At 67.5% G+C, this 26,217-nt stretch carries 21 protein-coding genes (1 of these 21 running past the window's edge); 10 read left to right on the top strand and 11 right to left on the bottom strand.

The features are described from left to right. Positions 1-60 precede the first annotated feature (60 nt). The 6 genes from D3877_RS00120 to D3877_RS00095 all read right to left on the bottom strand — a co-directional run bounded on the left by D3877_RS00120 (position 61) and on the right by D3877_RS00095 (position 6,136). Positions 61-951: a glucosamine kinase nucleotide-binding domain-containing protein gene (locus tag D3877_RS00120; RefSeq protein ID WP_119828795.1), complete on the bottom strand. Its 891-nt coding sequence runs from the start codon at positions 949-951 to the stop codon at positions 61-63. A 29-nt stretch (positions 952-980) separates the two neighbouring features. Then, positions 981-1,838, bottom strand: coding sequence for a D-hexose-6-phosphate mutarotase (locus D3877_RS00115; protein WP_119828794.1), 858 nt, complete (start codon positions 1,836-1,838; stop codon positions 981-983). A gap of 36 nt (positions 1,839-1,874) precedes the next feature. Continuing rightward, positions 1,875-2,975, bottom strand: a complete 1,101-nt coding sequence (locus D3877_RS00110; RefSeq protein ID WP_119828793.1) for an ABC transporter ATP-binding protein — start codon at positions 2,973-2,975, stop codon at positions 1,875-1,877. Between the two features lie 38 nt (positions 2,976-3,013). Further along, complete coding sequence (locus D3877_RS00105) at positions 3,014-3,859, bottom strand: carbohydrate ABC transporter permease (protein WP_119828792.1); 846 nt, start codon at positions 3,857-3,859, stop codon at positions 3,014-3,016. 11 nt (positions 3,860-3,870) lie between these two features. Continuing rightward, positions 3,871-4,800 carry a carbohydrate ABC transporter permease gene (locus D3877_RS00100; RefSeq protein ID WP_238474648.1) on the bottom strand — a complete coding sequence of 310 codons (930 nt, stop codon included), beginning with the start codon at positions 4,798-4,800 and terminating at the stop codon, positions 3,871-3,873. A gap of 73 nt (positions 4,801-4,873) precedes the next feature. Beyond that, on the bottom strand, positions 4,874-6,136 hold the full coding sequence (locus D3877_RS00095) for an ABC transporter substrate-binding protein (RefSeq protein WP_199720661.1): 1,263 nt from the start codon (positions 6,134-6,136) through the stop codon (positions 4,874-4,876). Between the two features lie 364 nt (positions 6,137-6,500). Between D3877_RS00095 and D3877_RS00090 the strand changes: the two genes are divergently transcribed. The 7 genes from D3877_RS00090 (at position 6,501) to D3877_RS00060 (ending at position 15,257) form a co-directional block, all read left to right on the top strand. Then, on the top strand, positions 6,501-7,385 hold the full coding sequence (locus D3877_RS00090) for an N-acetylmuramic acid 6-phosphate etherase (RefSeq protein WP_119828791.1): 885 nt from the start codon (positions 6,501-6,503) through the stop codon (positions 7,383-7,385). Positions 7,386-7,472: 87 nt separating this feature from the next. Beyond that, positions 7,473-8,309, top strand: coding sequence for a GntR family transcriptional regulator (locus D3877_RS00085; RefSeq protein ID WP_119828790.1), 837 nt, complete (start codon positions 7,473-7,475; stop codon positions 8,307-8,309). Continuing rightward, positions 8,306-9,352 carry an SIS domain-containing protein gene (locus D3877_RS00080; RefSeq protein WP_119828789.1) on the top strand — a complete coding sequence of 349 codons (1,047 nt, stop codon included), beginning with the start codon at positions 8,306-8,308 and terminating at the stop codon, positions 9,350-9,352. Before D3877_RS00085 ends, D3877_RS00080 begins: the two co-directional genes overlap by 4 nt. Then, positions 9,352-10,524 (top strand): N-acetylglucosamine-6-phosphate deacetylase, encoded by a 1,173-nt coding sequence (gene nagA, locus D3877_RS00075; protein ID WP_119828788.1) that lies wholly within the window; start codon positions 9,352-9,354, stop codon positions 10,522-10,524. The genes D3877_RS00080 and nagA overlap by 1 nt, the downstream gene beginning before the upstream one ends. Before the next feature lie 94 nt (positions 10,525-10,618). Continuing rightward, positions 10,619-12,304, top strand: a complete 1,686-nt coding sequence (locus tag D3877_RS00070; protein WP_119828787.1) for a methyl-accepting chemotaxis protein — start codon at positions 10,619-10,621, stop codon at positions 12,302-12,304. Positions 12,305-12,476: 172 nt separating this feature from the next. Next, entirely contained in the window at positions 12,477-13,979 is a 1,503-nt protein-coding gene (zwf, locus tag D3877_RS00065; RefSeq protein WP_119828786.1) for a glucose-6-phosphate dehydrogenase, read from the top strand. Positions 13,980-14,111: 132 nt separating this feature from the next. Then, the gene (locus tag D3877_RS00060) at positions 14,112-15,257 is read left to right on the top strand and encodes a porin (RefSeq protein WP_119828785.1); all 1,146 of its coding nucleotides are present in this window, start codon (positions 14,112-14,114) and stop codon (positions 15,255-15,257) included. A 241-nt stretch (positions 15,258-15,498) separates the two neighbouring features. Here the strand turns inward: D3877_RS00060 and D3877_RS00055 are convergent, their stop codons facing one another. Continuing rightward, entirely contained in the window at positions 15,499-15,759 is a 261-nt protein-coding gene (locus tag D3877_RS00055) for a hypothetical protein (protein ID WP_119828784.1), read from the bottom strand. 219 nt (positions 15,760-15,978) lie between these two features. Here D3877_RS00055 and D3877_RS00050 point away from each other — a divergent pair, with 219 nt between their 5' ends. Continuing rightward, on the top strand, positions 15,979-16,995 hold the full coding sequence (locus D3877_RS00050) for a zinc-binding alcohol dehydrogenase family protein (protein ID WP_119828783.1): 1,017 nt from the start codon (positions 15,979-15,981) through the stop codon (positions 16,993-16,995). Here the strand turns inward: D3877_RS00050 and D3877_RS00045 are convergent. Beyond that, positions 16,992-17,975: a LysR substrate-binding domain-containing protein gene (locus D3877_RS00045; protein ID WP_238474647.1), complete on the bottom strand. Its 984-nt coding sequence runs from the start codon at positions 17,973-17,975 to the stop codon at positions 16,992-16,994. The two genes, D3877_RS00050 and D3877_RS00045, sit on opposite strands and share 4 nt — an antisense overlap. Before the next feature lie 78 nt (positions 17,976-18,053). Here D3877_RS00045 and D3877_RS00040 point away from each other — a divergent pair, with 78 nt between their 5' ends. Together D3877_RS00040 and D3877_RS00035 are read left to right on the top strand one after the other, a co-directional pair. Beyond that, positions 18,054-18,572: a substrate-binding domain-containing protein gene (locus D3877_RS00040; RefSeq protein WP_119830681.1), complete on the top strand. Its 519-nt coding sequence runs from the start codon at positions 18,054-18,056 to the stop codon at positions 18,570-18,572. Between the two features lie 133 nt (positions 18,573-18,705). After that, positions 18,706-21,255: a GGDEF domain-containing phosphodiesterase gene (locus tag D3877_RS00035; protein ID WP_119828782.1), complete on the top strand. Its 2,550-nt coding sequence runs from the start codon at positions 18,706-18,708 to the stop codon at positions 21,253-21,255. 22 nt (positions 21,256-21,277) lie between these two features. Here the strand turns inward: D3877_RS00035 and D3877_RS00030 are convergent, their stop codons facing one another. From D3877_RS00030 to D3877_RS00020, 3 genes are all read right to left on the bottom strand, one after another. Continuing rightward, positions 21,278-22,834 (bottom strand): helicase HerA domain-containing protein, encoded by a 1,557-nt coding sequence (locus tag D3877_RS00030; protein WP_119828781.1) that lies wholly within the window; start codon positions 22,832-22,834, stop codon positions 21,278-21,280. A gap of 148 nt (positions 22,835-22,982) precedes the next feature. Further along, entirely contained in the window at positions 22,983-25,532 is a 2,550-nt protein-coding gene (locus D3877_RS00025; protein WP_147395062.1) for an ATP-binding protein, read from the bottom strand. A 95-nt stretch (positions 25,533-25,627) separates the two neighbouring features. Next, positions 25,628-26,217, bottom strand: the 3' portion of a protein-coding gene (locus tag D3877_RS00020) for a phosphate/phosphite/phosphonate ABC transporter substrate-binding protein (RefSeq protein ID WP_119828779.1). The gene runs 268 nt beyond the window's last position; the window shows 590 of its 858 coding nt (coding positions 269-858); its start codon lies beyond the right edge, outside the window — the gene reads right to left on this strand; the stop codon is at positions 25,628-25,630.

Below are 26,217 nucleotides of genomic sequence, written 5' to 3'. Positions count from 1 at the left end.
TGTGGTTGTAGCAGACCATCTTTGCGGTTTCGTGACTCACGGGCAGGCTTTTCAGCCTTTCTACGCCGCAACCTCGACCTCCGCCGGGGCGCGGCCCGAGGCCACAAGATAAGCCCCGGTCATGGCGTCGGCCAGCGGTTCGGCGATGGGGCGGCCCAGGCGTTCGACCAGGAACGGCCACAAGGGCACGGCCAAACCGCCGGAGAAATAGAGCGTGTCGTCATCGGTCAGCGTCAGCGCGCGGGCCAGGGCGACCAGATGATCGACCGCGCGGTCGCGGATGCCCAGCGCCACGGAATCGCCCGCGTCCGCCGCCGCCAGCACGAAGGGCGTCAGGCTGGCCATCCGTTCCGGGTTGGGGTTGGCCAGAAGATCGTCGAGCGACTCCGACCCGCAGAGGGTGGCGATCAGCGATTCGGCGAGCGGCCAGGGCGGGGCGACCGTGTCCTTGACCGCCAGCGCGTGGCGGAAGGCTTCCAGCCCGATCCAGGCCCCGCCGCCGCGATCCCCGACCGTCCAGCCCCAGCCATCGCGGAAGAAGTTGGTTCCGTCGGGCAGCAGGCGGCGCGCCGTCACCCCGGTTCCCACCGCCACCATGCCGCAGGGCTTGCCCGCGCCCGCGCCAATCAGCGCGGCGTAGCCGTCGTTGATCGGCAGGATGCGGCCAAAGGGTGGGCAGGCGGCGACAAAGGCGGCGCGGGAGCGCATCACGTTCAACCCCGCCGACCCGATGGCCAGCGTGATTCCCGCCCGATCCTCCGGGTCATGCCCGGCGTCGCTGGCGCAGCGCCGCCACAGCGCCATCACGCTGGCGACCGCGCGCGCGCAATCGGTGTTGGGGTTGCACGGGCCATCGACGGCGCTGGCCAGCGTCACGCCATCGGCGTCGGTCAGGCGGCCACGGCTGCGCGTACCGCCGCCATCGACACAGAAATAGACAGCGGACGTCATGGGAACCACGTCTCCTCACACAGACTGCGTCATGAAAGCGGAAGCGCCCGCAATGTTTGCGTCCCGCTCCAGCGTTGGTTGGGGGCAAGGGACGCCGGCGCGCCGATCACCGCCGCCTCGACGCAAACGAAACGGCTGTGGCCGTCAGGCGGCAGGGCGGGCAGCCGGTCGGCGGCGGCGGGCTTCCACACCACGGCGTCGCAAAATCCGCTCTGTTCGATCCGCAGGACGGACGCCGCCCGCTCCAGCGTGATCGGGCGTTCGGCGTTCAGGAAAATCCGGTCGATGGGGGCGTCGAGCGGGATTGGCGCGTCGCCCGCGCGCAAGCGGCGGTCGCCGTCGGCGCTGTCGATCAACTCCAACCCGGCCAGGCCCGACACCCGGTCGGTCACGTCGGCGCTCAGATAGCTGTGCAGAGCGGTGGTGAAGGCGAAGGCCTCCTCCCCCGCGTTCGTGACGTCCAGGCGGATCGACAGATGGTTGGTGTCGAAGCGCGCGGTCAGCTCCAAACGGAAGCGGTGCGGCCAGACCGCAAGCGTCTCCGGCGAGTCGGAAAAGGTGAGCGTCACCCAACCCCAGCCGTCGGCCTCGTCCAGTCCCTGCCCGGCCACGCTCCACCGGGCGGCGCGGGCGAAACCGTGTTTGGGCAGCGGGCCACGGGCGGCGAATTGCGGGAAGATCACCGGCACGCCGCCGCGAATGGCGTCCGTCGCCGCCCACGGGTTGGTCGGGCTGAGATAGAGCCGCTCCGCGCCATCCGCCCCCCACCATTGGCAGATGGTCCCGCCCTGCGGCGAAAAGGCCAAGCGCGCGCCGTCGCGGGCGGCGATGACGAGGACCGGAACGGCCTCGCCGCCCAGGGACTCAAGCGGAACAGGGGTGGTCATGGCGCGCTGGTCCTTTGCGAAGGCCCGCAGGATCGCTCAGGCGACCCGCGCGGCGACGGGCTGCGGGGCGGCGTCCGGCCCCTCGGCGATCCGCAAGCCGCTTTCCGCGTCGAACAGATGCAGATTGCACGGACGCAGCCGCAGCGTCACCGGCTGGTCGATGAGCCACCCATGGTCGGGGTGTTCATGAACGGTGACGACCGTGCCATCGGTCAGACGGACGCGCAAGAAACTCTCGGCCCCCAGATACTCCGACCCGATCAGCGTTCCGGCCAACCCGTCGTTTCCGGCGGGCAGCACCTCGAAGCCGTTCGGGCGGATCCCGGCGGTGACGGCCCCGTTCGCGGCGGCGGTGCAGGGCAGACGGCCAGACCCGGCCAGCGTCAACACCCCGCCAGCGGCCACCCCCGGAACCATGTTCATGCCAGGCGAGCCGATGAAGGTGGCGACGAAGGCGTTGGCCGGGCGGCGGTAGAGGTCCGACGGCGTGCCGATCTGCTGCACGATGCCGCCGTTCATCACGATGATGCGGTCGGCCAGCGTCATCGCCTCGACCTGATCGTGGGTGACATAGACCATGGTCGCGCCCAGCCGCCGGTGCAGATCGGCGATTTCCGCCCGCACCTGGTTGCGCAGGGCGGCGTCCAGGTTGGACAAAGGCTCGTCGAACAGGAACACCTCGGGATGGCGGACGATGGCGCGGCCAATGGCGACGCGCTGACGCTGCCCGCCCGACAATTCGCCGGGGCGGCGCTTCAGGAAGGGTTCCAGCGCCAGGATGCGCACCGCCTCGGCCACCCGCTCGGCGATCAGCGACGCGGCGGTGCGGGCCTGCTTCAGCCCCAGCGTCAGGTTGCCTTCCACCGTCAAATGCGGGTACAGGGCGTAGCTCTGGAACACCATGGCGATGCCGCGCTTGGACGGCGGCAGGCTGCTGACGTCCTGCCCGCCGATCAGCACCGTGCCGGTGGATTGGTCGCTCAGGCCCGCGATGATGCGCAGCAGGGTGGATTTGCCGCAGCCCGACGGGCCGACGATGACGATGAATTCGCCGTCGGCGACGTCGAGATCGACGGTCTTCAGAACCTCGACGGCGCCGAAGCGCTTGGAAATGCCTTCGAGAACGAGTTTGCCCATGGTTTCCTCTCAAGTCCCGTGCCGCGTCGAGCGTTCGTTCACTTCACCGCGCCAGCGGTGATGCCCCGGATCAACTGGCGGGAAAACATCAGATACAGGATCAGCATCGGCACGATGGCCAGGGTCAGCGCCGCCAGAACGGCGTTCCAATCCGTGATGAACTGACCGATGAAGGATTGCGCGCCCAAGGTCATCGTCCGCGTGCTTTCGCCCGGCGCCAGCACCAGCGGGAACCACAGATCGTTCCAGATCGGCACCATGGTGAACACCGCGATGGTGGCGATGGCCGGGCGCACCACCGGCAGAACCAGCCGGAACAGGATGGTGTATTCCGACAAGCCATCGACGCGCGCCGCGTTCTTCAGATCGTCGGACACCTGCCGCATGAACTCCGACATCACGAAGACCGCCATCGGCAGGCCTTGGGCCGTGTAGACCAGGATCAGCGCGAACAGCGTGTTGGCCAGCCCCAGCGAGACCATCATCTTGAGAATGCCGACCGTGCCCAGCCGGATCGGCACCATGATGCCCATCACCAGGAACAGGCCGATCAGCCGGTTGCCGGGAAAGCGGTATTCCGACAGGGCGAAGGCCGCCATCGCGCCGAACAGGATGATGAAGAACAGCGCGCAGACGGTGACGATCAGGCTGTTCTGGAAATAATGCAGGATGTCGCCGCGCTTCAGAACCGTGTCGTAGCCGATCAGCGTGATCGTCTCGAAGGAGGGCAACGCCAGCGGCGCGCCGAAGATCTCCTTGCGCGGCTTGAAGGAGTTCATCACCACCAGCAGCGTCGGCGCCAGCGCCAGCAGGGTGAAGCCGATGAGAACCAGATGGGCGGCCAGGGTGGAGATCTGGAAACGGCGCGCAATCGTCTGCGTCATGGCCGGAGTCCTTACATTTGATAATAGGCAAGCCGACGCTGCACGCCATAAAGATAGACGCAGACGCCGCCGAGGATGATGAGGAACATGGCCCCGGCGATGGTCGCCCCCATGAAGGGGTCGCCGGATTGCAACTGGTTGCCGAAGAAGGTGCGGTAGAGCAGCGTTCCCAGAATGTCGGTGGAGAAATTCGGCCCGGCCAGCGCCCCTTGGCTCACGTAAATCAGGTCAAAGGCGTTGAAATTGCCGACGAAGGTCAGGATCGAGACCACGCCGATGGACGGCCAGATCAGCGGCAGCTTGATTTTGAAAAACTGGGTGATCCCCGTCACCCCGTCGCAGGAGGCCGCCTCCAGCAGCTCGTCGGGGATGGCGATCATCGCGGCGTAGATCAGCATCATCGGCAGGCCGATGAACTGCCAGACCGAAATCAGCGCCAGCGTGACAAGCGCGGTGTCGGGTTGGCCCAGCCACGGCCCGAACCAGGATCCCAGGCCGACCGATCCCAGCAGCGTCTTCGACACGCCCCAGGCCGGGCTGAGGATCAATTTCCAGACGAAGCCGACGATGACGAAGGACAGCATGGTCGGCAAAAACAGCGCCGTGCGGTAGAACTCGCGCCCCGGCAGCTTGCCCAGCGACAACAGCGCCGCCAGCAATATGCCGATGGGGTTCTGGACCAGCATGTGGATGATGAAGAACAGCGTGTTGTTCCACAACGCGTTCCAGAACGGCCCCTGCCAATAGCTGTCGGTCAGCAGGGTGGTGTAATTGGCCAGACCGACGAACACCGCCTCGCCGTCCGGTCCCTTGCCGTAGAGCGAGAGGCGCAGGCTGTCGAAGACCGGCAGCAGCATGATGACCGTGTAGATGAGAATCGCGGGCGCCAGCAACACCCCAATGTGCCAGCGGATTGGTTTGCGCTGTGCCGACGTCGCCACGGCATACCCTTTCGATCGGAGGAGTCCGGGCCGCGCGAACGCGGCCCGGATGACGGTCAATGATGGGAACGGCTTACTTCTGCTGCGGCTTGTACCAGTTGGCCAAAGCGGCCTGGAGACGCTCCGCCGCCTTTTCCGGGGTTTCGCTGCCGTTGATGACGTTGGCCGACGCGCCCCAGGTGGCGTCTTCCAGGTTCGGCTTCGCGCCGCGCGACAGGATCTGATAGGTCGAGCGGATGGTGGACTTGCAGCCGTTGCGCCAGCCGACGAAGGTCTGCGCCAACGGATCGTCCACCGCCACCGGCGCGGTTTGCAGGCTGAAGAAGCCCGGCAGCGCGTTGGCGTAAATCTTGGCGAAGTCCGGGGTCGTGACCCAGGTCAGGAACTTCTTGGCGGCGTCCTGATTCTTGCTCTTGGTGTTCACGCCCATCGCGATGTCGGGATGGTCGGAGATGTAGCAGGTGTCGCCGACCTTGCGCACCGGCGGCGGGAAGGCCCCCATCTTGAAGGTGGCCTGAGCGTTGAAGCCCGAGATTTCCCACGACCCGCCGGGATAGATCGCCGCGCGGCCCAGCGTGAAGATGTTCTGGCTGTCGGCGTAGGATTGCGCCTTGTAGCCGTCGCCCAGATAGGGCGCCCATTTGGCCAGCGTGCGCAGGGTTTCCAGCCAGCCGCCTTCCGACAGTTTTTGCGTGCCCTGGATGACGGCGTTGCGGCCCTCTTCACCCTTCCAATAATTCGGGCCGATGTTCTGATAGCCGGTGGTGGCCGCTTCCCACTGGTCGGCGGTGCCCATGGCCATCGGGACGTAGGTCCCGTCCTTCTTGATTTTGTCCAGCGCGGCGAACAGCTCGTCTTCCGTCTTCGGCTCCTTCAGGCCCAGCTTGTCGAAGGCCTCCTTGTTGTAGAGGAAGCCATGCAGCACGGAGGCCATCGGCACGCAGAAGGCGGTCTTGCCGTCGTCGGTGCTCCAGGCCAGCTTGGCGGCGGCGCTGAAGTTGTTCATGCCCGGCAGATCGTTCAGCGGGGCCAGGCGGCCCTTGGTGAACTGCTCCAGCGAGGCGTCGAACGGGCGGCAGGTGACGATGTCGCCGGCGGTGCCGGATTCCAGCTTGGCGTTCAGGGCGGCGTTGTATTCCTTCGGCGCGGTCGGCGCGAACGTCACCTTGATGTCGGGGTGGGTCTTTTCAAAGGCGGGGATGATCTTGTCCTGCCAGATGGCCAGATCATCGGCGCGCCAGCTTTCGATCACCAGGCTGCTCGCCGCCTGGGCCATCGGCGCCCAGCTTGCGCACACCGCCACCACCGCAGCCGACATTGTCAAAGCGCGCTTCATCGTTCGTACCCTCCCGTCTGAATTGTTCGATTGAGCCGGTTGTTCAGGACCCATCGGCCTGCCCGCCGACACGCCGTCCCGGCCACGTCGGCTGCACTAGGACGATACCAAAACAATACCAAAAGGAAACCATTTTTTTGCCCATCAATAATTTTTGCGGCGGAAAACGCCCATTCTGGCGATTTTCACCCCACGACGCAGGTTTGATTCACAGATAAAAATCATGTGAATCATGATTATAGAGAAAATTGCGCGGCCTTGGAAACAAGCGAAATAACCAACAATCAAGCCTGTTGACAGTCTGAAAAATTGGTCCTAAACATAAGACCAATCAGATACCAATGACCCAGCAGGGGACACTCCTATGCGCACCGAGGCGATCTCCCCACGTTATTCCACGCTCGATCAGTGGAAACCGCAGGAGGTCGTCCAGGCTCTGTGGGCCAGCCAATCCCACGCGGTGGCCGCCTGCCTGCCCGTTTTGCCGACGCTGGTCGCGGCGGTGGAGGCGGCGGCGACGCGGCTGAAGCGCGGCGGGCGGCTGTTCTATGTCGGGGCCGGATCGGCGGGCGCGATGGCGGCGGTGGACGGGATCGAGCTGCGGGCGACCTTCGGCTTCCCCTCGGCCCGCACCGTCATCCTGCTGGCGAGCGGCCTGGATTTCTCGCGCGGCATGCCGGGCGGGCATGAGGACGATGCCGACGCCGGACGTCTGCGGATGCTCGATTACGGCTGCGACGACAAGGACGTGGTGATCGGCGTGTCGGCCAGCGGGGCCAGCGTCTTCACCACCAGCGCGGTGCAGGAAGGCCGGGCGCGCGGCGCGCTGACCATCGGCCTGTCCAGCGTCGCCCACAGCCCGCTGATCCAATCGGTGGAGCATCCGCTCCTCACCGACACCGGCGAGGAGGTGATCGCCGGTTCCACCCGGCTGGGGGCCGGAACCGCGCAAAAGGTGGTGTTGAACCTGTTTTCGACGGCGCTGATGGTCCGTTGCGGGGCCGTCCACGGCAACATGATGGTCAATCTGCGCCCGGAAAACGACAAGGAACGTCAGCGGGCCATTGCCATCATTCAGCAAATAACCGATTGCAAGGACACGCAGGCGGAAGCCGCCCTGGCGGAAGCCGGGGACGCCAAGCACGCCGTCCTGCTGGTCAGCGGCATGAGTCTGGAACAGGCCAAGGCGGCGCTCGCGCGGTCGGGCGGCGTTCTCGGCCCGGCCCTGGCCGAGGCGCACCGCCGATGAGAGTCCGTTCTTTGAGCCTCCGTTCTCTGAGCGCCCGTTTCGTCGGCTTGGCGCCCGTCGCCTGTTTGGTCTTATGGAGTCGCCGCCATGCGTAGCCCTGCCCGGAACGCCGCCCCTGCCGCCGCCCCTGCCGCCATCGTCGAACCGCTGTTCGACAATCAGGCCGTCTCGTCGGCGCGGGCGCTGCCGCTTTACATGCAGTTGGCCCAGCATCTGCGTCAGCTCATCATCGGCGGCGCGATCAACGACCGGGACGCCCTGCCCGCCGAACGGGATCTGGCCGAACGCTTCAGCGTGTCGCGCGTCACCGTGCGCAAGGCGTTGCAATCGCTGACCGACGAAGGACTGTTGCAGCAACGCCAGGGGGCCGGAACCTTCGTCAGCGCTCCGCCGCGCGTCGAACAGCCGTTGTCGGTGCTGACCAGCTTCACCGAGGACATGCAGTCGCGCGGCCTGACCGCCGGGTCGGTCTGGCTCGACCGCACCACCGGAACGGCGTCGTCGGACGAGGCGTTGATCCTTGGCCTGTCGCTGGGCGAACGGGTCAGCCGGTTGCGCCGCATCCGCTTGGCCAACGGCGTTCCCATGGCAATTGAAAATTCCGTGGTGCCCAGCCGCTTTCTGCCCGACCCCGGCGCGGTCAGCGGGTCGCTCTACGACGTGTTGCGGGCGCGCGGCCACATCCCGCACCGGGCGCTCCAGCGGTTGAGCGCCACCTCTTTGACCGAAGACCAGGCCCGGCTGCTGGACACCCAGCCCGGCAGCCCGGCGCTGCACATCGAACGCCGCACCTTCCTGCCCACCGGCGGCATGGTGGAGCTGGTGCGGTCCTCCTACCGGGGAGACGCCTACGACTTCGTCGTGGAGCTGCAACTCTCCGCCCCTCCCATACCCAGCCGACACGACAGCGAGGCCGGTTCATGACGTCCTTCATCCTTTCCGGATCCGACCCGCGCATGGCCTTCGAGGCCGCCGAGTCCGCCGACACCATCACCCGCCTGGTCGCCCACGCCACCCCCGCCCTAGCCGCATTGGGCGAGCGCCTGCGGGCCTCGCCGCCCCCCGTCGTCGTCACCTGCGCGCGCGGCAGCTCCGACCACGCCAGCCTTTACGGCAAATATTTGATCGAAACCCATCTGGACGTTCCGGTGGCCTCGGTCGGCCCGTCCATCGCCTCGATCTACGACCGTCAGCTTCGCGTCAAGGGCGCGCTGTTCATCGTCGTGTCGCAGTCGGGGCGCAGCCCGGATCTGCTCAGCCTGACCCGCTCGGCGCGGGCGGCGGGGGCCATCGTCCTGGGCTTCGTCAACGACCTGGACTCGCCGCTGCCGGGCCTGTGCGATCTGTGCGTGCCCCTGTCGGCGGGGCCGGAGTTGAGCGTCGCCGCGACCAAATCCTGCCTCGCCGCCATGGCGTCCTTCCTGCTGCTGGCCGCGCAGTGGAGCCAAAACCCGGCGCTGCTGGCCGAGGTCGCCGCCCTGCCCGACACGCTGCGCCAAGCCGCGACGTTGGATTGGCACACACCCTTGCAAGCTCTGACCCGCGTCAACGATCTCTACATCGTCGGGCGCGGCGCCGGCTTCGGCGTCGCCAACGAGATGGCGCTGAAGTGCAAGGAAACCTCCCGCCTGCACGCCGAGGCGGTCAGCGCCGCCGAGGTGCTGCATGGCCCCCTCGCTCTGGTCGGCCCGGGCTTCCCGGTCCTGGCCCTGTCCCAGCCCGACGCCTCGGCGGACACGACGCGGCACATCGTCGAACGCATCGTCGGGCTGGGCGGGCCGGTTCTCACCACCCTGCCGGACGTCGCGGGCAGCGTCACCCTGCCGACCGTCCCCGACGTCGGCCCGGCGACGGCGCCGCTGGCCGCCCTGCAAAGCTTCTACATGGCCATCGGGCGCGTCGCCCGCGAACGCGGCCTGGATCCCGACGCCCCCGCCAACCTGCGCAAAGTCACGGAGACGATCTGATGGCCGACCTGCTGCGGGGCGCGCGGCTGCTGCTCGACGACGCCATCGTCGAGGGCTGCGACCTGCTGATCGACCAGGGCCGAATCGCCGCCGTCGGGCCAGGGCTGGACGCCACGGGCGCCGCCCTGACGATTCTGCCGCCGGGCAGCCTGCTGGCGCCGGGCTTCATCGACGTGCAGGTGAACGGCGGCGGCGGCGTTCTGTTCAACGACGAGCCGACGCAAACCGGCGTGCGGACCATCGCCGCCGCCCACCGCCGCTACGGAACGACCGGCCTGTTGCCGACGATCATCACCGACACAGCCGACCGCTTCCGCCAAGCCGCCGACGCGGTGATCGCCGCCCGGAAAACCCCCGGCAGCGGCGTTCTGGGCGTCCATTTCGAAGGGCCGTTCATCAGCCCGCAGCGGCCCGGCGTGCATGATCCGCGCTTCATCCGTCCACCGACTCCTCAGGATTTGGATTTTCTGACCGATCTGACGGCGAATCCGGCGATTGGCCGCGTGCTGCTGACGCTGGCCCCGGAAACGCTGGACGGCGCGGTGCTGGACCGTCTGGCCGCCGCCGGGATCCTGCTGTCGGCGGGCCATTCGGCGGCGGATTGGCGGCAAACGGTCGACGCGTTGGCCCATGGCGTGCGCGGCTTCACCCATCTGTTCAACGCCATGCCGCCGCTGACGGCGCGGGCGCCGGGGCTGATCGCGGCGGCGCTGCTCGACCCCAACAGTTGGTGCGGGCTGATCGTCGATGGGATTCACGTTCATCCCGCCACCTTGCGTCTCGCGCTCGCCGCCAAGCCGTTGAACCGGATGATGCTGGTGACGGACGCGATGATGGCGACCGGCACGGACGTCGATGAATTCGTCCTTCAGGGCCGCCGCATCCTGCGCCGCAACGGGCGGCTGGAAACCGAAGACGGCACGCTGGCCGGGGCGGACATCGACATGGCCGGGGCCGTGCGCGCCTGCCGCGACCTGCTCGGCCTGCCGTTGGAAAGCGCGCTGGCGATGGCGTCCCGCCATCCGGCGGAGTTCCTTGGCCTGGGCGACCGTCTGGGGCGCATCGCGCCGGGTTATCAGGCCGATCTGGTTCTGCTGACCCCCGAGATTCAGGTTCTGGGAACCTGGGTCGAGGGCGCTTGGCGGGCCGCCGACGAGAACGACGCCCCCTAACCTCCCAAACTCCCCCCACAACCGACGCGCCGTTCCCCCGCCGGACCTCTGGTCTCCGGCGGCGACGGGCGGCCATGACCCGAAGGGTTCCGCCATGCTGGCCAATCTTCGCATGAGAGGAAAAGTCATCATCATCGTCGCCGCGATGGCGCTGCTGTGCGGCGTCGTCGGCGGTATCGGCGTGGTTGGGATGACGGAGATCGGATCGGCGGCGGAGCGCATCGCGCTGTCCGGCGACGTCATCAAGACCGGCGCGCGGCTCAGCACCAATCTGGTCGCGATGAACCGGGCGGAGCACCGGATGGGCATGAACCCGGCGGAAGCCACCGAAGCCGCGCAAGCCTTGCAGGACGCCAGCCGCCAATTCGCCCAGCGGGTCGCCCTGCTGAACGGCATGGTCGCGGCGGAGGACGCGCTGGCCGCGATCACCGCCGCCCACCGCGCCTATATGGGCCAAGCCCTGCAAACCATGCAGCAGGCCCGCAAGGCCAAGGACTCCCGCCGGGAGGAGGACCGCGCGACGCTGGTCGCCACCGTCCAGAAATCGACCGAGTTGGTGAGCGAGCTGGACCGCAAGATCAAGAGCTTCACCGACGCGCTCGACACCGACGGCATCAAGATCAACGACGCGGCGGCGGAGCAGCGCCACCTGTTGACGATCACGATGGCGGCGGTGGCGGTGGGCGGCATCCTGTTGAGCACGCTGTTCGGCCTGATCGTCGCCAAGCTGGGCTTGACCAACCCGGTGCGGGCCATCGGCGGCGACCTGATGCGGCTGGCCGACGGGACGCTGGACATCACGCTGTTCGGCGCCGCCCGCAAGGACGAACTGGGCGACATCGCCCGCGCCTCGGCGGTGTTGCAGGGGACGGCGCTGACCGCCCGGCGCCTGGCCGCCGAGCGGGAGGGCGAGCGGCTGGCCCGCGAGGCCCGCGCCCGGACCATCGAACAGCTCGCCCAATCCTTTGACGCGGCGGTGTCCGACAAGCTGCACGGCATGGCCGACGCCGCCGCCCAGATGGCCGAGGTCGCCCACGCGCTGGCCCACAGCGTGGCGGTCGGCACGGAAAAGGCCGCGACCGTCACCTCGGCCACCGCCCAAGTGTCGGGCTGCGTCCAGACCGTGGCGGCGTCCGCCGAGCAGTTGAGCGCCTCGATCAGCGAAATCGGCCGTCAGATCGGCCAATCGACCCGCAGCACCCGCGTCGCCATCGACGAGGTGACGCAGGCCAGCGCGGCGATTTCCAGCGTGGTCGAACGGTCGGTCTGCATCGGCGAGGTGGTCGGCGTCATCACCAGCATCACCTCGCAGATCAACCGGCTGGCCTTGAACGCCACCATCGAGGCGGCGCGCGCCGGAAACGCCGGCAAGGGCTTCGCCGTCGTCGCCACCGAGGTGAAGACCCTGGCCCAGCAGACCGCCAAGGCGACCGACGACATCATCCAGCAGATCGCCGCCCTGCAAGGCGCGACCGAAGGATCGGTGGCCGTCATCGCCCGCGTCGTCCAGCGCATCGACGAGATCAACCATGTCACCGGGGCCATCGCGGCGGCGGTCGAACAGCAATCCGCCGCCACGTCGGACATCGCGCGCACCATCCAAACCACAGCGCTCGGCACGCAGGAGGCGGCGGCCAGCATCGCCAGCGTCAGCGCGGCGTCCGCCGAAAACGGCGCGGCGGCGGGGCGGGTTCTGTCCTCCTCGCAAGCCCTGTCGGACGAAACCAACCGCATGAAGGCGCAAGTCGCGGCCTTCCTGCGCGATTTGAAGGCCGCCTGAAGGAACCCATCCCAGCGGACCTGACCCGCAACCCCGGCGCTCCCTCCCGCGCTCCATCCTGTTGACCCAACCCGCCCGTCGCTGGCCGCCCGTCGCTGGCGCGGGGAACGCCCCCTCCTTGCCTTCACCCTTTTGACGACGCCGGTCCGACCGGCGCCGCTGGACCCCGCTCATGTCCTCACCGTCCTCCCACATCTCGGCCTTCGATTATGTCGTGTTCGGCGGAACCGGCGATCTGGCCATGCGCAAGCTGCTGCCCGCGCTGTTTCACCGCGAACTGGACGGCCAGTTGCCGCCCGAAGGGCGCGTCATCGCCGCCGCGCGCGGCGCGATGAGCGACGACGCCTACCGCGCCCTGGTGTGGGAGGCGTTGAGCCGGCATGTCGGCGACCGCCTGACCGACGACGCCTGGACCGCCTTCGCCCGGCGCCTGTCCTACGCCCAGGTGGACGCCCGAATGGACGCCCGCAGCGGCGAGGGATGGGAGGCGCTGGGCGCGACGCTGGACCAGCGCCCCGACCATGTGCGGGTGTTCTACCTGGCGACCGCGCCCGATCTGTTCGGCCCGATCAGCCAGCGCCTGCACGATCTGGGCGCCATCACCCCGCGTTCGCGCGTCGTGCTGGAAAAGCCGCTGGGCCATGATCTGGCCTCGGCCCGCCGCATCAACGACGAGGTCGGGCGGGTCTTCACCGAATCCCAGATTTTCCGCATCGACCATTATCTGGGCAAGGAAACGGTCCAGAATCTCCTGGCCCTGCGCTTCGCCAACGCCCTGTTCGAACCGCTGTGGTCCAGCGCCTGGATCGACCATGTGCAAATCACCGTGGCCGAAACCGTCGGGGTGGAAAATCGCGGCGGCTATTACGACGGCTCCGGCGCGTTGCGCGACATGGTGCAGAACCATCTGTTGCAACTTCTCTGCCTGGTCGCCATGGCCCCGCCCGCCACGCTGGACCGCGACGCGGTGCGCGACGAGAAGCTGAAGATCCTGCGCGCGCTCGCCCCCATCGAGAACGCCGACGTCGAGACTCTGACCGTGCGCGGCCAGTACCGGGCGGGCGCCATCGACGGTCAGCCGGTGCCGGGCTATCTGTCCGAACCGTTGGTCGCCGCCGACAGCGCCACCGAAACCTTCGTCGCCCTGAAGACCGAGATCCGCGATTGGCGGTGGGCGGGCGTGCCCTTCTACCTGCGCAGCGGCAAGCGGCTGGGGGCCAAGGTTTCGGAAATCGTCATCGCCTTCAAGCCGATTCCCCACAGCATCTTCCCCGTCGGCGGCGGGGCGGTCGCGCCGAACCGGCTGGTCGTGCGGCTGCAACCCGACGAGCACATCCGCCTGCATCTGATGACCAAGGAGCCGGGACCGGGCGGCATGCGGCTGCGCGAGGCGGCGCTGAATCTCAGCTTCGCCGAGACCTTCAAGAGCCGCTTCCCCGACGCTTACGAGCGGCTGTTGATGGACGTCGTGCGCGGCAACCCGACCCTGTTCATGCGCCGCGACGAGGTGGAGGCGGCGTGGTCCTGGGCCGAGCCGATCCTGAACGCCTGGGCGCGCGACCCGCGCCGCCCGCACCCCTACACCGCTGGAACCTGGGGACCGTCCGCCGCCATCGCCTTGATCGAACGCGACGGCCGGACCTGGATCGACGACCACGACCGGCCCGGCGGGTGACGCCCGCCATCCGGCCCCACCCCAACCAAAAAACACCATCGCGCCGGTCCAGCGACCAAGGCGCGGGTACGGAACAGCCCGTCACGGCTGTGGCAGGGAACGCCCTGCGCTTCACCCATGGAGGAACACTGTATGTCTCGTCTGGTTCTTTTGAGCGGCGTCGCCGCCGTCGCTTTCGCCGCCGGCGCCGCTCCGGCGCTTGCCCAGTCCAAATCCAAGTTCGACGTCACCATCGGCGGCGACGCGTATTTTGAGGCGGGCGTCACCGGACAGGACCGCGACAGCGGCCTGCGTTCGAGCGAGTTCCGCAACCGTCTGCGTCTGGTCATCACCCCGATCGCCAAGGCCGACAATGGTCTGGAGTATGGCGGGCGCATCCGCACCGTCACCGACGCCAACCGGAATCTCGTCAGCGACCGCGCTTACATCTTCGCCAACGGCAGCTTCGGCACGGTCAGCGCCGGTCAGCAGAACGGCCTGTCCGACGAATACGCCATCATCGCCCCGTCCGATTGGGGCACCGGCGGCGTCGACGGCGACATGCAGGCCTTCCTGGGCGGCACCGGCGGCAACCTGCCCGGCACCGCCGGCAATCTGCGCACGCTGATTTCCGGCAACAACGCCAGCCGCCTGACCTACCTGACCCCGAAATTCTCCGGCTTCCAGTTCGGCGCCACCTATCAGCCCAACTCCGACAGCCAGAACACCGACGTCAACCGCCGCAAGACCGCCGCCCCCAACGGTCTGCAAACCGGCGCCTACAACGACATCTTCGAAGTCGGCGGCAATTACGCCGGGGCCTTCGGCGACGTGACGCTGGGCGCCAGCCTGTATTATTCGGGCGGCACGGCGAAAAGCTCCTCCACCTCGACCGCGACCTTCGAAAACCTGTCCTCGACCATGGCCGGCCTGTCGGTCGGCTATGGCGGGTTCAAGGTCGGCGGCAGCTACGCCTGGTCGGGCAAGAGCGGCTACGCCAAGCGGTCCAACACCCCGACGGCGATCAGCCGCGAAGGTCAGAATGTCTGGACCGTCGGCGGGCAATACACCACCGGCGCCGTCACGCTGGGCGCCAGCTACCTCGGCGCGCAGGACGCGGGCAGCCTGACGGTCGCGGGCAAGAACTCGTTCCAGCAATATGTCGTCGGCGCCAAATACGTCATCGCTCCGGGCTTCTCGGTCGGCGGCGAATACAATTACTTCAAGCTGAACTCCGACGTCGCCGCCAACAAGGACAAGGGCAACGTGGTTCTGTTCACCACCAACCTGGCCTTCTAAGCGGAAGGTTGTTTGAGGATCGACCGGCCTGTTTCGAGACGTGGGCCGGTCGTCGCAGCGGTTCAGGGCGACGCCCAAGCTTCGGCTGACGGCGTCGGTCTGGACCGCATCCATGAGTTTGACGGCTCATGAACGTCTCGTCGTGGTGTTGTCCTCCAGCCTCTCGCAATCTCCTGGGGAGAGGTTAACCTGAAGGCCGGGCGTTGATCGCGCCCGGCCTCTTTTTGTCGTCACGCGGCGCTCACCAGCGGCGCCGATCGTCCGATCGCCCCCAACCGGGCCGGTGATGATGCTCCCACCGACGATCATAGCCGTAGCGCGGGCGCTCATAGACCACGGCGGGCGGCGCCCGGTAATAAGGCCGGGCGACGACGACCGGCGGACGGTAGGCCGGATATTCCGAATAATAGCCGCCCTGATGGTGGACGCAGCCCGCCAGCGTGACCAGCAAGGCGGACAGGGCGGCGAAGCGAAGAACGGCGCGGGCTGGGACAGGACGCATGGCGGTGAACCTGATGAATGGGCCGGGAAAATGCGGCGCTCATCCCTGCAAACACGTCGGGTCCGCGATTATTCCCCCCGCCGACGGATTCAAAAAACAAAGATCCATTCATCGCAAATTCGGATGGATGAAAGAAAAACTATGAATTTCTGAAATCGCCCTATCGGGGGCAAGCTGCGCGGCATCCCCATCCCCCCATGATCCAAAGGCGATCCCATCATGAAGGCCATCGGCTACCGCGCGTCCCTGCCCATCGGCAACCCCGACTCCCTGATCGACGTCACCCTCGACACCCCGGTTCCCACCGGGCGCGACCTGCTGGTGCGGATCGACGCCGTGTCGGTCAACCCCGTGGACGTCAAGCTGCGCGCCAACGCCGCGCCCGCCGACGGCGCCTTGCGGGTGCTGGGCTTCGACGCCGCCGGAACCGTCGAAGCGGTCGGGCCGGACGTCACCCTGTTCCGTCCCGGCGACGCGGTGTTCTACGCCGGGGCCATCGACCGTCCCGGCGCCAACAGCGAACATCATGTGGTGGACGAGCGCATCGTCGGCCCCAAGCCCAAAAGCCTGACCGCCGCCGAAGCCGCCGCCCTGCCGCTGACCGCGATCACCGCCTGGGAAATGCTGTTCGACCGGCTGGGGCTGAGCCGTGGCGCGACGGCGGAGGCTGGACGGTCGCTGCTGATCGTCGGCGGGGCGGGCGGCGTCGGCTCCATCGCCGTGCAATTGGCCCGGCGGCTGACCGGGATCCGCGTCATCGCCACCGCCTCCCGCCCCGAAACGGCTGATTGGGCGCGGGAGATGGGCGCGCACGACGTGATCGACCATTCCGGCTCGATCCCCGACCAAATCCGCGCGCTGGGCTTGAGCGGTGTGGATTCTGTGTTCGTCACCACCGGCACGGACCAGCATTTCACCGCGCTGGCCGAGATCGTCGCCCCGCAGGGCCGCATCGGCCTGATCGACGATCCCGGCCTGATCGACGTCCGCCTGCTGAAGCGGAAATCCGTGTCGCTGCATTGGGAGATGATGTTCGCCCGCTCCCTGTTCCAGACCGCCGACATGGCGGCCCAACACGCGCTGTTGGCCGAAGTGTCGCGGCTGGTCGATGACGGAACCTTGCGCACGACGCTGACCGAAACGCTGGGCCGGATCGACGCCGAAACCCTGCGGCGGGCGCACGCCCTGATCGAAACCGGCAAGGCGCGCGGCAAAATCGTGCTGGAGGGCTTTTAAGCCGCGTCCTGCGACAGCGGAACCGACGACAGCGAAACAGGCGACAGCGCCGGGCGGTTGGTCCGGCGCATCGCCGCCAGACTGTCCAGGATGAAGCCGACCAGCGGTTCGGCCAGACGGCGGTTGCGCGGGGTTTCCCCGAAGATGGCCATATCGACCTCGCCCAATTCAGGCAACCCATCCTCAACGCCCAGCCGCCGCGCGCCGTCGGGGACCGAGGATTCGCTGAGCACCGCCACCCCCAACCCGGCCCGCACGGCGGCCTGGACCCCCAGGACGCTGCCGCTGGTGTAGACGATCCGCCAGGGCCGCCCGATCTCGCCCAGCGCCGACACCCCACGATTGCGGAACACGCAGGGCGCGGGCAAGGCGCAGAGCGGCAGCGGCGCGGCGGGGTCGATCTCCAGCGTCGGGGCGGCGACCCAGCGCATCGGCTCGCGCCAAATCACCCGCCCGCGCGTTTCCCCGGCGTCGCGGCGGGAAATCACCAGATCCAGATCGCCCGACTCCAGCCCCGTCACCAGATCGTTGCACAGGCCCACCCGCAGGTCGATGCGCAGGCGTGGGTAGATCTTGGCGAATTGCGTCAACACGCGCGGCAGGTGATCGGACAGGAAATATTCGGCCACGCCCAGCCGCAACTCCCCCTCCGCCGCCGGTTCGTGGAACCGGCGCACGGTTTCGTCGTTCAACGCCAACAGGCGGCGGGCGTAGCCCAGCAGCAGTTCGCCGTCGTGGGTGAGCGCCAGCGAGCGGCTCGTGCGCGCGAACACCCGGCGGCCCAGCGTGTCCTCCAGCTTCTTGATCTTGACGCTGATCGCCGATTGGGTGCGGCCCAACCGATCCGCCGCCGCCGTGAAGCCCCCCGCCTCGGCCACCGTCACGAAGGCGCGCAGGGCGTCGATGTCCAGATCGGGAGTCGCCATGCCCAAGCATTCCTGAAACAAATTGATGACCACCAGCCTATCGCGGCGTCGCATGGATGGCGAGTCCTTCCCAACGCCGCCGCCCATGCTACCGTGGCGGTTCCCGATCCTCTTCCGCTGGACGTCGCGACCATGACCAACCGATGGATGTCGGCCTCCCTGCTGGCGACGGCGCTGCTGGTGTCCGCCTGCCAATTCCCCGCTTTCGACAACAGCCCGCCGCGCCCGAAGACAACCACCACCCCCATCGCCCCCACCACCACGCGCCCGCCGCCCGAGGCGCGCGGCGTCTGGCTCGTCGGCAGCCCGGCCTTGCGCGGCGCGGTCCAGAGCGCGGCGGCCAAATTCGACGGCGGCCCCGACGCCAAGCCCCGCCTGACCGCCGGGGGAACCACCGCCGGTTTCCGCGCCTTCTGCGCCGGGGTCGGGTTGGACCATCCCGACATCGTCGCCTCCGACCGCCCAATCAGCCCAGCCGAACGCAAAGCCTGCCAGACCAAGGGCGTGACGCTGACCTCCTACAGTCTGGGACCGAAGCAGATCCTGTATGTGAAGGACGCCAACATGGTGGCCGTGCCGGGCGTTCGCCCCTTCGTTGAAAGCTGGAGCCTGCCGGGCCAGCCGGTCAGCGACTCCCTCACCGGGAGTTGATGACAGGAGCGTTGACGCGCGCGACCGCCTGGGGCAGGAACGTGCAAGAGGGAAAGGCGCTGGCCTGAGGGGTTGGCCCGCCACGCCTCCCCCGCGCGCCACGGCATGGCGCGGCACGGAAAGATTCGGCGCGATGACAAGCATGGCGATGACGCAGGCCCGACCGCAGCGCAACCGGCGGCGGACGATGACGTTGCGCACGCTGGCCAACCTGATGGTTGGCGGGCTGGTGATCGTGCTGGCGGTGATGGCGCTCATCGGCGGTCTGCTGCTGAACGGCATCCGCGACGTCGAGGACAGTTGGAACGCCTATGATTTGGGGGCGGCCACCAAATCCGACGCGCTGTCGGAACTGCGCTCCTATCTTGGCGCGGGCGGGGTGGTCGATCTGTTCCACGAGTTCCAGGTGATGGGGCCACGCGGCGCGCGGGCCGAGGTTGAACGGGCGGTGTCCCTGGCCCGCGCCAATCTGGAAACCTACCGCTACACCGCCACCGCCACGGCGGAGGAAGAGCGGGCGATCACCGCCATCGCCGAAACGCTCGACGCCGTCACCGCCCGCCTGCCCGAGGTCGAAGCCGGACAAGCCGCCCACCAACTCACGCATATTCTGTTGCGCGACACCGCCGTCGATTTCAGTCCGACGGTGGAGGCGCTGCGCCTCCTAGACGGACAAATCAGCCGTGACCGCGCCGCGCTGGGCGCCACCAACCGCGCCGTCATCGACCGTCAACAAACCATTCTGGCCATTGGCGGCAGCGTGGCGGCGGCGCTGCTCGCCGTGCTGGCCATCCTGCTGGTCGGGTTGACCCACCGCCGCGTGCTGACGCCGCTAAACCGGCTGGTCGAGGAATCGCGGCGGCTGGCCCTGCGGCAGTTGGATCAACCCTTTGTCTGGACCCGGCGGGACGAGCTGGGCCAGCTTGGCCGCACGCTGGAGGACAGCCGCTCGGCGCTCGCCTCCCTGTTTTCCGCCATTGAGGAAAAGACGCAACGGCTGATCGACAGCGAACAGCGCTACGCCATGGCCGCCGCCGCCACCAACGATGGGCTGTGGGATTGGGATCTGGTCAGCGGCGAGGTTTACGCCTCCGCCCGCCTGCACCAGATGCTGGGGCTGGCCGACGGCGCGCTGGGCGGCTCCTTCGAGCGCTTCATGGAGTTCGTCCACCCCGACGACGCGGCGCGGGTCCGCAACCTCTGGCGCAAGGCCATTGTGGATGACGGGCACAACAGCTTCGAGATGGAGTTCCGCACCCGCCTGAATTCCGGCGCCGAAGGTTGGATGCTGGTGCATGGCGTGGTGGGGCGCGACGGCCACGGGCACGCCGTCCGCATCGTCGGCTCCGCCACCGACATCACCCGGCGCAAGGCCGCCGAGCAGGCGCTGATTCATCAGGCGACCCATGATTACCTGACCGGCCTGCCCAACCGCGCCTATCTGATCGACTGGCTGCGCGTGGCGATGGGGACCGGAGACGAGGCGCGGCGCGGCGTCGCCCTGCTGTTCCTGGATCTCGACGGCTTCAAGCTCATCAACGATTCGCTGGGGCACGCCATCGGCGATCGGCTGTTGATCGCGGTGGGCCAGCGCATCGCCGATCATCTTGGCCCGAATGAATTCGCCGTCCGGCTGGGCGGCGACGAGTTCGTCGTCGTCACCACCGGCGAGGAGGCCGCCCTGGCTGGCGCGGAGCGGTTGGAACAGGCGTTGACCACCCCCTTCCGCATCGGCGACATGGAATTGCGCACCTCGGCCAGCATCGGCGTCGCCATCGACGACGGGCTGGCCGCCGATCCGGTCAGCCTGCTGCGCGACGCCGACATCGCGCTGTACCGCGCCAAGGAGCATGGCCGGTCGCGGACGGAGGTCTTCACCACCGCCCTGCGCGACGCCATCCTGATCCGCCACCGCCTGCAAACCGACCTGACCCGCGCCATCGAGGCGCGGGAGGTCTTTCTGCTCTACCAACCCATCGTCAGGCTGACGGACGGCGGCCTCATCGGTTTTGAGGCGCTGGTGCGCTGGCGTCACCCGGAATTGGGCTTGATCGGCCCCGACCGTTTCATCCCCATCGCCGAGGAAACCGGCCAAATCCTGCCGCTTGGCCGCTTCGTTCTGGAAGAGGCGGTGCGCAGCCTGAAGCGCTGGCGCGCCCAATCCGGCCTGCCGATCACCGTCAACGTCAACCTGTCGGCCCGCCAGATGTGGGACGCCCCCTATGTCGAGGACATGCTGACGTGGCTGGCCGAAACGGGGGTCGAGGGGCTGAAGATCGAGGTGACGGAAAGCATGACGATGAGCGACCCCGACCGCGCGCTCGCCATTCTGGGGCGCTTCCATGATCTGGGGATCCCCTTGTGCATGGATGATTTCGGCACGGGCTATTCCTCCCTCTCCTACCTTGGGCGCTTTCCCTTCGACGTGCTGAAGATCGACAAGAGCTTCGTCTCCGATTTGGCCCCGGACTCAGGCCGGGCGCGGCTGGTGCGCGGCATCGTCAACCTCGCCCATGATCTGGGCCTGGACGTGGTTGGCGAAGGGGTGGAGACGGCGGAGGAACAGGCCATCCTGACCGGGCTGGGCTGCGACTACGCTCAAGGCTATCTCTTCGCCCGCCCACTGCCGGTCGACGACGCGGGATCCTGGGTGCGGCGCGCGGCGTCGAGCGGAACGGCCTGAGCGCGGATCCGCGAAACCGCCGTCAGCCCGCCGCGAACAAATCGCCTTCGGCGGGCGCCTCGGCCCAATCATCGGCGTTGGGATCGCCCAGCGCGGTTTCCCAGCCCAGCGCTGGCAGGCTAATCGCGCGGGTGTTGCCCAAACCGCTGCGCGCGACGATGAAGCCACGCTGCTCCATGTAGGTCAGAAACCGCCGACCGCGCCCCTTGGAGCGGCTGCCGCAGGCCCGCGCCACGTCGGCGTCCGACGGGCAAGGCGCGTGATCCAGCGCGGCGCGGGCCAACAGCAGGAACACCGGCTGGATGTCCTCCGCCAGAGTCGCGGCGACGCCGGTCGCCCGCTCCCACGCCGGATCGTCGCCGGTTCCAGCCCCCGCCCGCGCGGCGGCCAGCTTGCGGCGGAAGGCGGGCAGCGCCAGCCGGTCGCCCTCCACCCCCTGCCCCCGGCAGCGGACGAGGAAATCCTGATAGAGCACGGCGATGGAGCGGTAGGCGGCCTCCGGGTCGGCCAGAACGGCGCGCAGGATCTCCTCATACAGCGCCTCGCGCTCCGCGATCTGCTCCGCCGTTTCTTCCGGTTCGGGAATGGGCAGCGGCAGCGCGCCCTCCTCCTCGTCCGCCAAGGTCGGCGGCGGCGCGGCGGCGCGGCCACGGGCCAGTTGCGCCATCAGATCGGCGCTGGCCGAGGTCGAGGGGCGGCGAACCGGGAAGCGCGGCGGTTCGGCCTCCGTCGCCGTGAAAATCAGATCGCGGGCGTCCTCGGTCGGGGTGGTCGGCGGCGGCAACAGGGTCGGGCTGCCGGTGCGCCCCTGGGTTTCCACCGCGCCGATGCGCAACGGCAGCGGTCGGCGCGACAAAGCGGGGCCAAGAGCGATGAAATGCCCGCGCTCCAGATCGCGGAACATCTCGGCCTGCCGCCGCTCCATCCCCAAAAGGTCCGACGCGCGCGCCATGTCGATGTCGAGAAAGGTGCGGCCCATCAGAAAATTCGACGCTTCCGCCGCGACGTTCTTGGCAAGCTTGGCCAAGCGCTGGGTGGCGATCACCCCGGCCAGCCCGCGCTTGCGGCCCCGGCACATCAGGTTGGTCATCGCGCCCAGCGACACCTTGCGCGCCTCGTCCGAGACCTCGCCGGCGGCGGACGGCGCGAAGAGCTGCGCCTCGTCCACCACCACGAGCATCGGGTACCAGAAATCGCGGTCGGCGTCGAACAGCCCGCCGAGGAAGGCGGCGGCGGCGCGCATCTGCATTTCCGAATCCAGCCCCTCCAGATTGAGGACGACCGAGACGCGGTGCTGACGCACCCGCGCGGCCACCGCCTGAAGCGCCGATTCGGTGTGTTCGTCGGCCTCGACCACCACATGGCCGAAACGCTCCGCCAGCGTGACGAAATCGCCCTCCGGGTCGATGATCGCCTGCTGGACCCACGGGGCGCTCTGTTCGATCAGGCGGCGCAGCAGATGCGATTTGCCGGAGCCGGAATTGCCCTGGACCAGCAGACGGGTGGCCAGCAACTCCTCCAGATCGAGCGTCGCGGCGGTTCCCGTGTTCGTCCGCCCCATGTCGATGCCGACCTTCATGCCCAACGCTCCCTGACCGTCCCGAACCCGGACCCCATCCTCGAAGCGCCGTTCTATAGCGCACCCGATGGGCCCACGGCGAGCCTGTCGATGGCGCGAGGAGGCGATGGCAGCAGGGTGACAGCACTTCGGGAAAAGCGTTTTGGCCTCACGACCGATCCCGCGCCTTTTTCAGCGCCGCCGCCATGGCCGCGAACAGCAGCTTGGGCCGAACCGGCTTGGTGGCGAGCGCGTCCATCCCCGCCTCGGCGCAGGTTTCCCAGGTGGAGGTGGAGGCGTGGGCGGTGAAGGCGACCACCGGCAAAACGCCCTGCGGCGGCGGCAGTTCGCGGATGTGGCGCGTCGCCGTCAGCCCGTCCATCTCCGGCATCTGCACGTCCATCAGCACCAGATCAAAGGGGTGCTTCATCACCTCGTTGATCGCCTCGATCCCGTTGGTGGCGAAAGCCACGCTGTGCCCGTCGCGCGTCAGCATGGCGGCGGCGACGTTGCGGTTCACCTCGTTGTCGTCCACCACCAAAACGCGCAGCGGCGGCAACGGCCCCGCCTCCTCCACCACCGGCGCGGCTCTCTCGACCGACTCGCCGGGACGGCAGGCGATGGTGAAGGTGAAAACGGCGCCCTGTCCGGGCGCGCTTTCCACCCGAATCGTTCCGCCCAGCAACTCGCACAAATCCTTGCTGATGGCCAAGCCCAGCCCGGTTCCGCCGAAACGGCGGGTGATGCTGTTGTCGGCCTGGGTGAAGCGTTGGAACAGGGTGCGCCCGGCCTCCGGCGTGATGCCGATGCCCGTGTCCTCGACCTCAAACTCCATCAGGAAACGCCCATCCGGCAGATCAGCCGCCCGCCGCGCCCGCACGGCGACATGGCCGCTGGTGGTGAATTTGATGGCGTTGCCGACGAGGTTGAACAGGATTTGCCGCAGCCGCGCCGGATCGGTGACGATGCTGGATGGAACCGACGGCAGCATCCGGCAGGTCAGAGCCAGCCCCTTTTCCGTCGCCTTGGTCCGCAGAACCTGGGTGACGGATTCGCAAATGGCTTCCGGGTCGCAGTTTTCCGCCCCGACCTCAATGCGCCCGGCTTCCAGCTTCGAGAAATCGAGCACGTCGTCGAGAATGCGCAGCAGCGCCTCCGCCGACTGGCGGGCGACCGACACCTTGTCGCGCTGCTCCAGCGCCAGCTCCTCATACTCCAGCAGCGTCAGCATCCCCAGCACCCCGTTCATCGGCGTGCGGATCTCGTGGCTGATGGTGGTCAGGAATTCCGATTTGGCCCGACTGCCCGCCTCCGCCATCTCCTTGGCGTTGCGGAGATACTCTTCGAACTTCTTGCGGTCGCTGATGTCGCGGATGATGCCGATCACCTGCGGAACGCCGACCACACTCAAATCGCCCAAGGCCAGCTCGATGGGGAACTCGTCGCCATCGCCGCGTCTCCCGATCTCCTCCTGGCTGCGGCCAGACGCGCCGGACTCCGTGGTCGTCAGAAGAGGACGTTGATCCGCGCCAACGGCCCGGCTGATCACCAGATCGCTCAACGGGGCGCCGATCAGCGCGTCACGGTCCGCCGCGAAGATCTCCACGGTGGCCCGGTTGACGTCCAAAATAATTCCGCTCTGGTCGGCGATCACCACCCCCTCGCCCACCGCGTCGAGAATGGCCTTCAAATGCCGCCGCGCCAGTTCCTGCGACTCGCGGTAGGTGGCGCGCAACTCCTCCTCGGCCAGCTTCTGGGCGCTGATGTCGACGTCGATGCAGATCCATTTCTCGATGGTCCGGGCGCTGTCGTAGATCGGCACCACCGTCCGGCTCAACCACAGCGGACTGCCGTCGCCGCGCGCGGTGCGGATGTCGCCGCGCCATATCTCGTCCGACGGAACGAACAGCGCGTCCCCATTGGGCAGCGCATGGCCCACCGCCCGCTCGCGTTCGATGCCGACGGTGTCGCAATAGAGATCATTGACGACGCTGATCCGCCCTTGCGCGTCGATTTCGCTGACGATGGCGGTCTGATCCAGAGCGTTCTTGTGCTGGACCAGGGCGTCCATCAGGGCGTCGATGCGCTGGCCGAACTGGTTGCGCAGGCTGGCCGCCGTGCGGTTGACCATTTCGATGGCCTGACGGATTTCCAGCGGCGCGTCTTGCGTCAACTGGGCCTGAGCGTCCAACTCGCCCACCCGGATCCGCTCTTCCAGGGATTTCAGGCCGCTGAGGTTGGTCAGCCACCGCATCAGCAGCACGCGCACCACCGTCAACCCGACGACCAGACTGGCGAGGGCCAACTCCAGCGCCGCTTTGGTCAAGGCCCACAGCTCTTCCGCCGCCGCCGCGACGTCGAAGGACAGGCGCAGCACCCCGTAATCCTGCCCGCCAGCGGCGATGACCCGGTTGACGTCGTACAGGCGTTCGGCGAGAAGCGCGGTCAACCAGCTAGGCACATAGCCCCGGGTCTGGCCTTCCACCCCGACGGCGATGGTGGCGCCCGACAAATCGATGAAGGCGGCGCGATCAAAGGGCGTCTGCGAGACGACGGTTTCCAGCATGCGCTTGACCGTGTCGTAATCGCCGATGATGACGCTTTCCTGAATGGTGCGCGCCATCACCTCGGTCAGCACGGCCGCCGTCACCTGGACGTCGTCCAACCGCTGATAGAGGTGATAGCGGTAAAACAGAAACAGCCCGATGCCCAGCGCCATCAAAAGAACGGACGCGTACAAAAGAAACAAGCGAGAGCCGAGCGACTGCGGGAACACTTGCAAGAACACTCTCCCTCGGACCAACGGAAATCAGGTTATTTCAGAAAATCCGGTGACGTCCGGTGGAAGTCAAGGTAGGAGGTGTAATCCTCCTCCAGGGCCGGAATGAAGTTTTGAAACGGCTCAAGCTTCACGGTTTCCGAGACTTTCTTGATGATCGCCGCGCCCGCCGGATCGCTCGCCATGCCCAGGAAGGCGTCGGTCACGGCCTTGACGTCCGCCGCCGGAACCGACGGAGACGCCATCAAAGCCAGATCGTTGAAGGGGCCGGAACGCCACAGAACCCGGAATTTCTTGTTTTCACGCCGGGCGTAGCCATCGACGAGTTGCGAGTTGACGCCGACCGCTTGCGCCTTGCCGCTGAAGAGTTGGGCGAAGGCGCCGTCATGATTGCCGCCAAACACCACCTTGACCGGGATTTTCTGCTCCAGCAGATGGGCGTAGGTCACTTTGTAGGCGATGAAGGCCTCGTTCCCGGGGAACACGACCTCTTTGTTGGCGAGTTGCGCCAGATCCGTGACCGGCGAATCCGCCGCCGTCATGATTTGCCCATACACCGCCGGATAATCCCGCCGCACCAGCAGCTTCCAGCCCATCTGGCGACGATTCTCATTGAACAGATGGT

Source organism: Azospirillum cavernae (assembly GCF_003590795.1).
Classification (GTDB): Bacteria; Pseudomonadota; Alphaproteobacteria; order Azospirillales; family Azospirillaceae; genus Azospirillum; species Azospirillum cavernae.
This window is presented reverse-complemented; position numbering and strand designations above follow the sequence as displayed.

Excerpts from the sequence above, each read along its gene's own strand:
- D3877_RS00120 (WP_119828795.1), bottom strand. The coding sequence starts at position 951 with ATGACGTCCGCTGTCTATTTCTGTGTCGATGGCGGCGGTACGCGCAGC.
- D3877_RS00115 (WP_119828794.1), bottom strand. The coding sequence starts at position 1,838 with ATGACCACCCCTGTTCCGCTTGAGTCCCTGGGCGGCGAGGCCGTTCCG.
- D3877_RS00110 (WP_119828793.1), bottom strand. The coding sequence starts at position 2,975 with ATGGGCAAACTCGTTCTCGAAGGCATTTCCAAGCGCTTCGGCGCCGTC.
- D3877_RS00105 (WP_119828792.1), bottom strand. The coding sequence starts at position 3,859 with ATGACGCAGACGATTGCGCGCCGTTTCCAGATCTCCACCCTGGCCGCC.
- D3877_RS00095 (WP_199720661.1), bottom strand. The coding sequence starts at position 6,136 with ATGAAGCGCGCTTTGACAATGTCGGCTGCGGTGGTGGCGGTGTGCGCA.
- D3877_RS00090 (WP_119828791.1), top strand. The coding sequence starts at position 6,501 with ATGCGCACCGAGGCGATCTCCCCACGTTATTCCACGCTCGATCAGTGG.
- D3877_RS00085 (WP_119828790.1), top strand. The coding sequence starts at position 7,473 with ATGCGTAGCCCTGCCCGGAACGCCGCCCCTGCCGCCGCCCCTGCCGCC.
- D3877_RS00080 (WP_119828789.1), top strand. The coding sequence starts at position 8,306 with ATGACGTCCTTCATCCTTTCCGGATCCGACCCGCGCATGGCCTTCGAG.
- nagA (WP_119828788.1), top strand. The coding sequence starts at position 9,352 with ATGGCCGACCTGCTGCGGGGCGCGCGGCTGCTGCTCGACGACGCCATC.
- D3877_RS00070 (WP_119828787.1), top strand. The coding sequence starts at position 10,619 with ATGCTGGCCAATCTTCGCATGAGAGGAAAAGTCATCATCATCGTCGCC.
- zwf (WP_119828786.1), top strand. The coding sequence starts at position 12,477 with ATGTCCTCACCGTCCTCCCACATCTCGGCCTTCGATTATGTCGTGTTC.
- D3877_RS00060 (WP_119828785.1), top strand. The coding sequence starts at position 14,112 with ATGTCTCGTCTGGTTCTTTTGAGCGGCGTCGCCGCCGTCGCTTTCGCC.
- D3877_RS00055 (WP_119828784.1), bottom strand. The coding sequence starts at position 15,759 with ATGCGTCCTGTCCCAGCCCGCGCCGTTCTTCGCTTCGCCGCCCTGTCC.
- D3877_RS00050 (WP_119828783.1), top strand. The coding sequence starts at position 15,979 with ATGAAGGCCATCGGCTACCGCGCGTCCCTGCCCATCGGCAACCCCGAC.
- D3877_RS00045 (WP_238474647.1), bottom strand. The coding sequence starts at position 17,975 with ATGCGACGCCGCGATAGGCTGGTGGTCATCAATTTGTTTCAGGAATGC.
- D3877_RS00040 (WP_119830681.1), top strand. The coding sequence starts at position 18,054 with ATGACCAACCGATGGATGTCGGCCTCCCTGCTGGCGACGGCGCTGCTG.
- D3877_RS00035 (WP_119828782.1), top strand. The coding sequence starts at position 18,706 with ATGACAAGCATGGCGATGACGCAGGCCCGACCGCAGCGCAACCGGCGG.
- D3877_RS00030 (WP_119828781.1), bottom strand. The coding sequence starts at position 22,834 with ATGAAGGTCGGCATCGACATGGGGCGGACGAACACGGGAACCGCCGCG.
- D3877_RS00025 (WP_147395062.1), bottom strand. The coding sequence starts at position 25,532 with ATGGCGCTGGGCATCGGGCTGTTTCTGTTTTACCGCTATCACCTCTAT.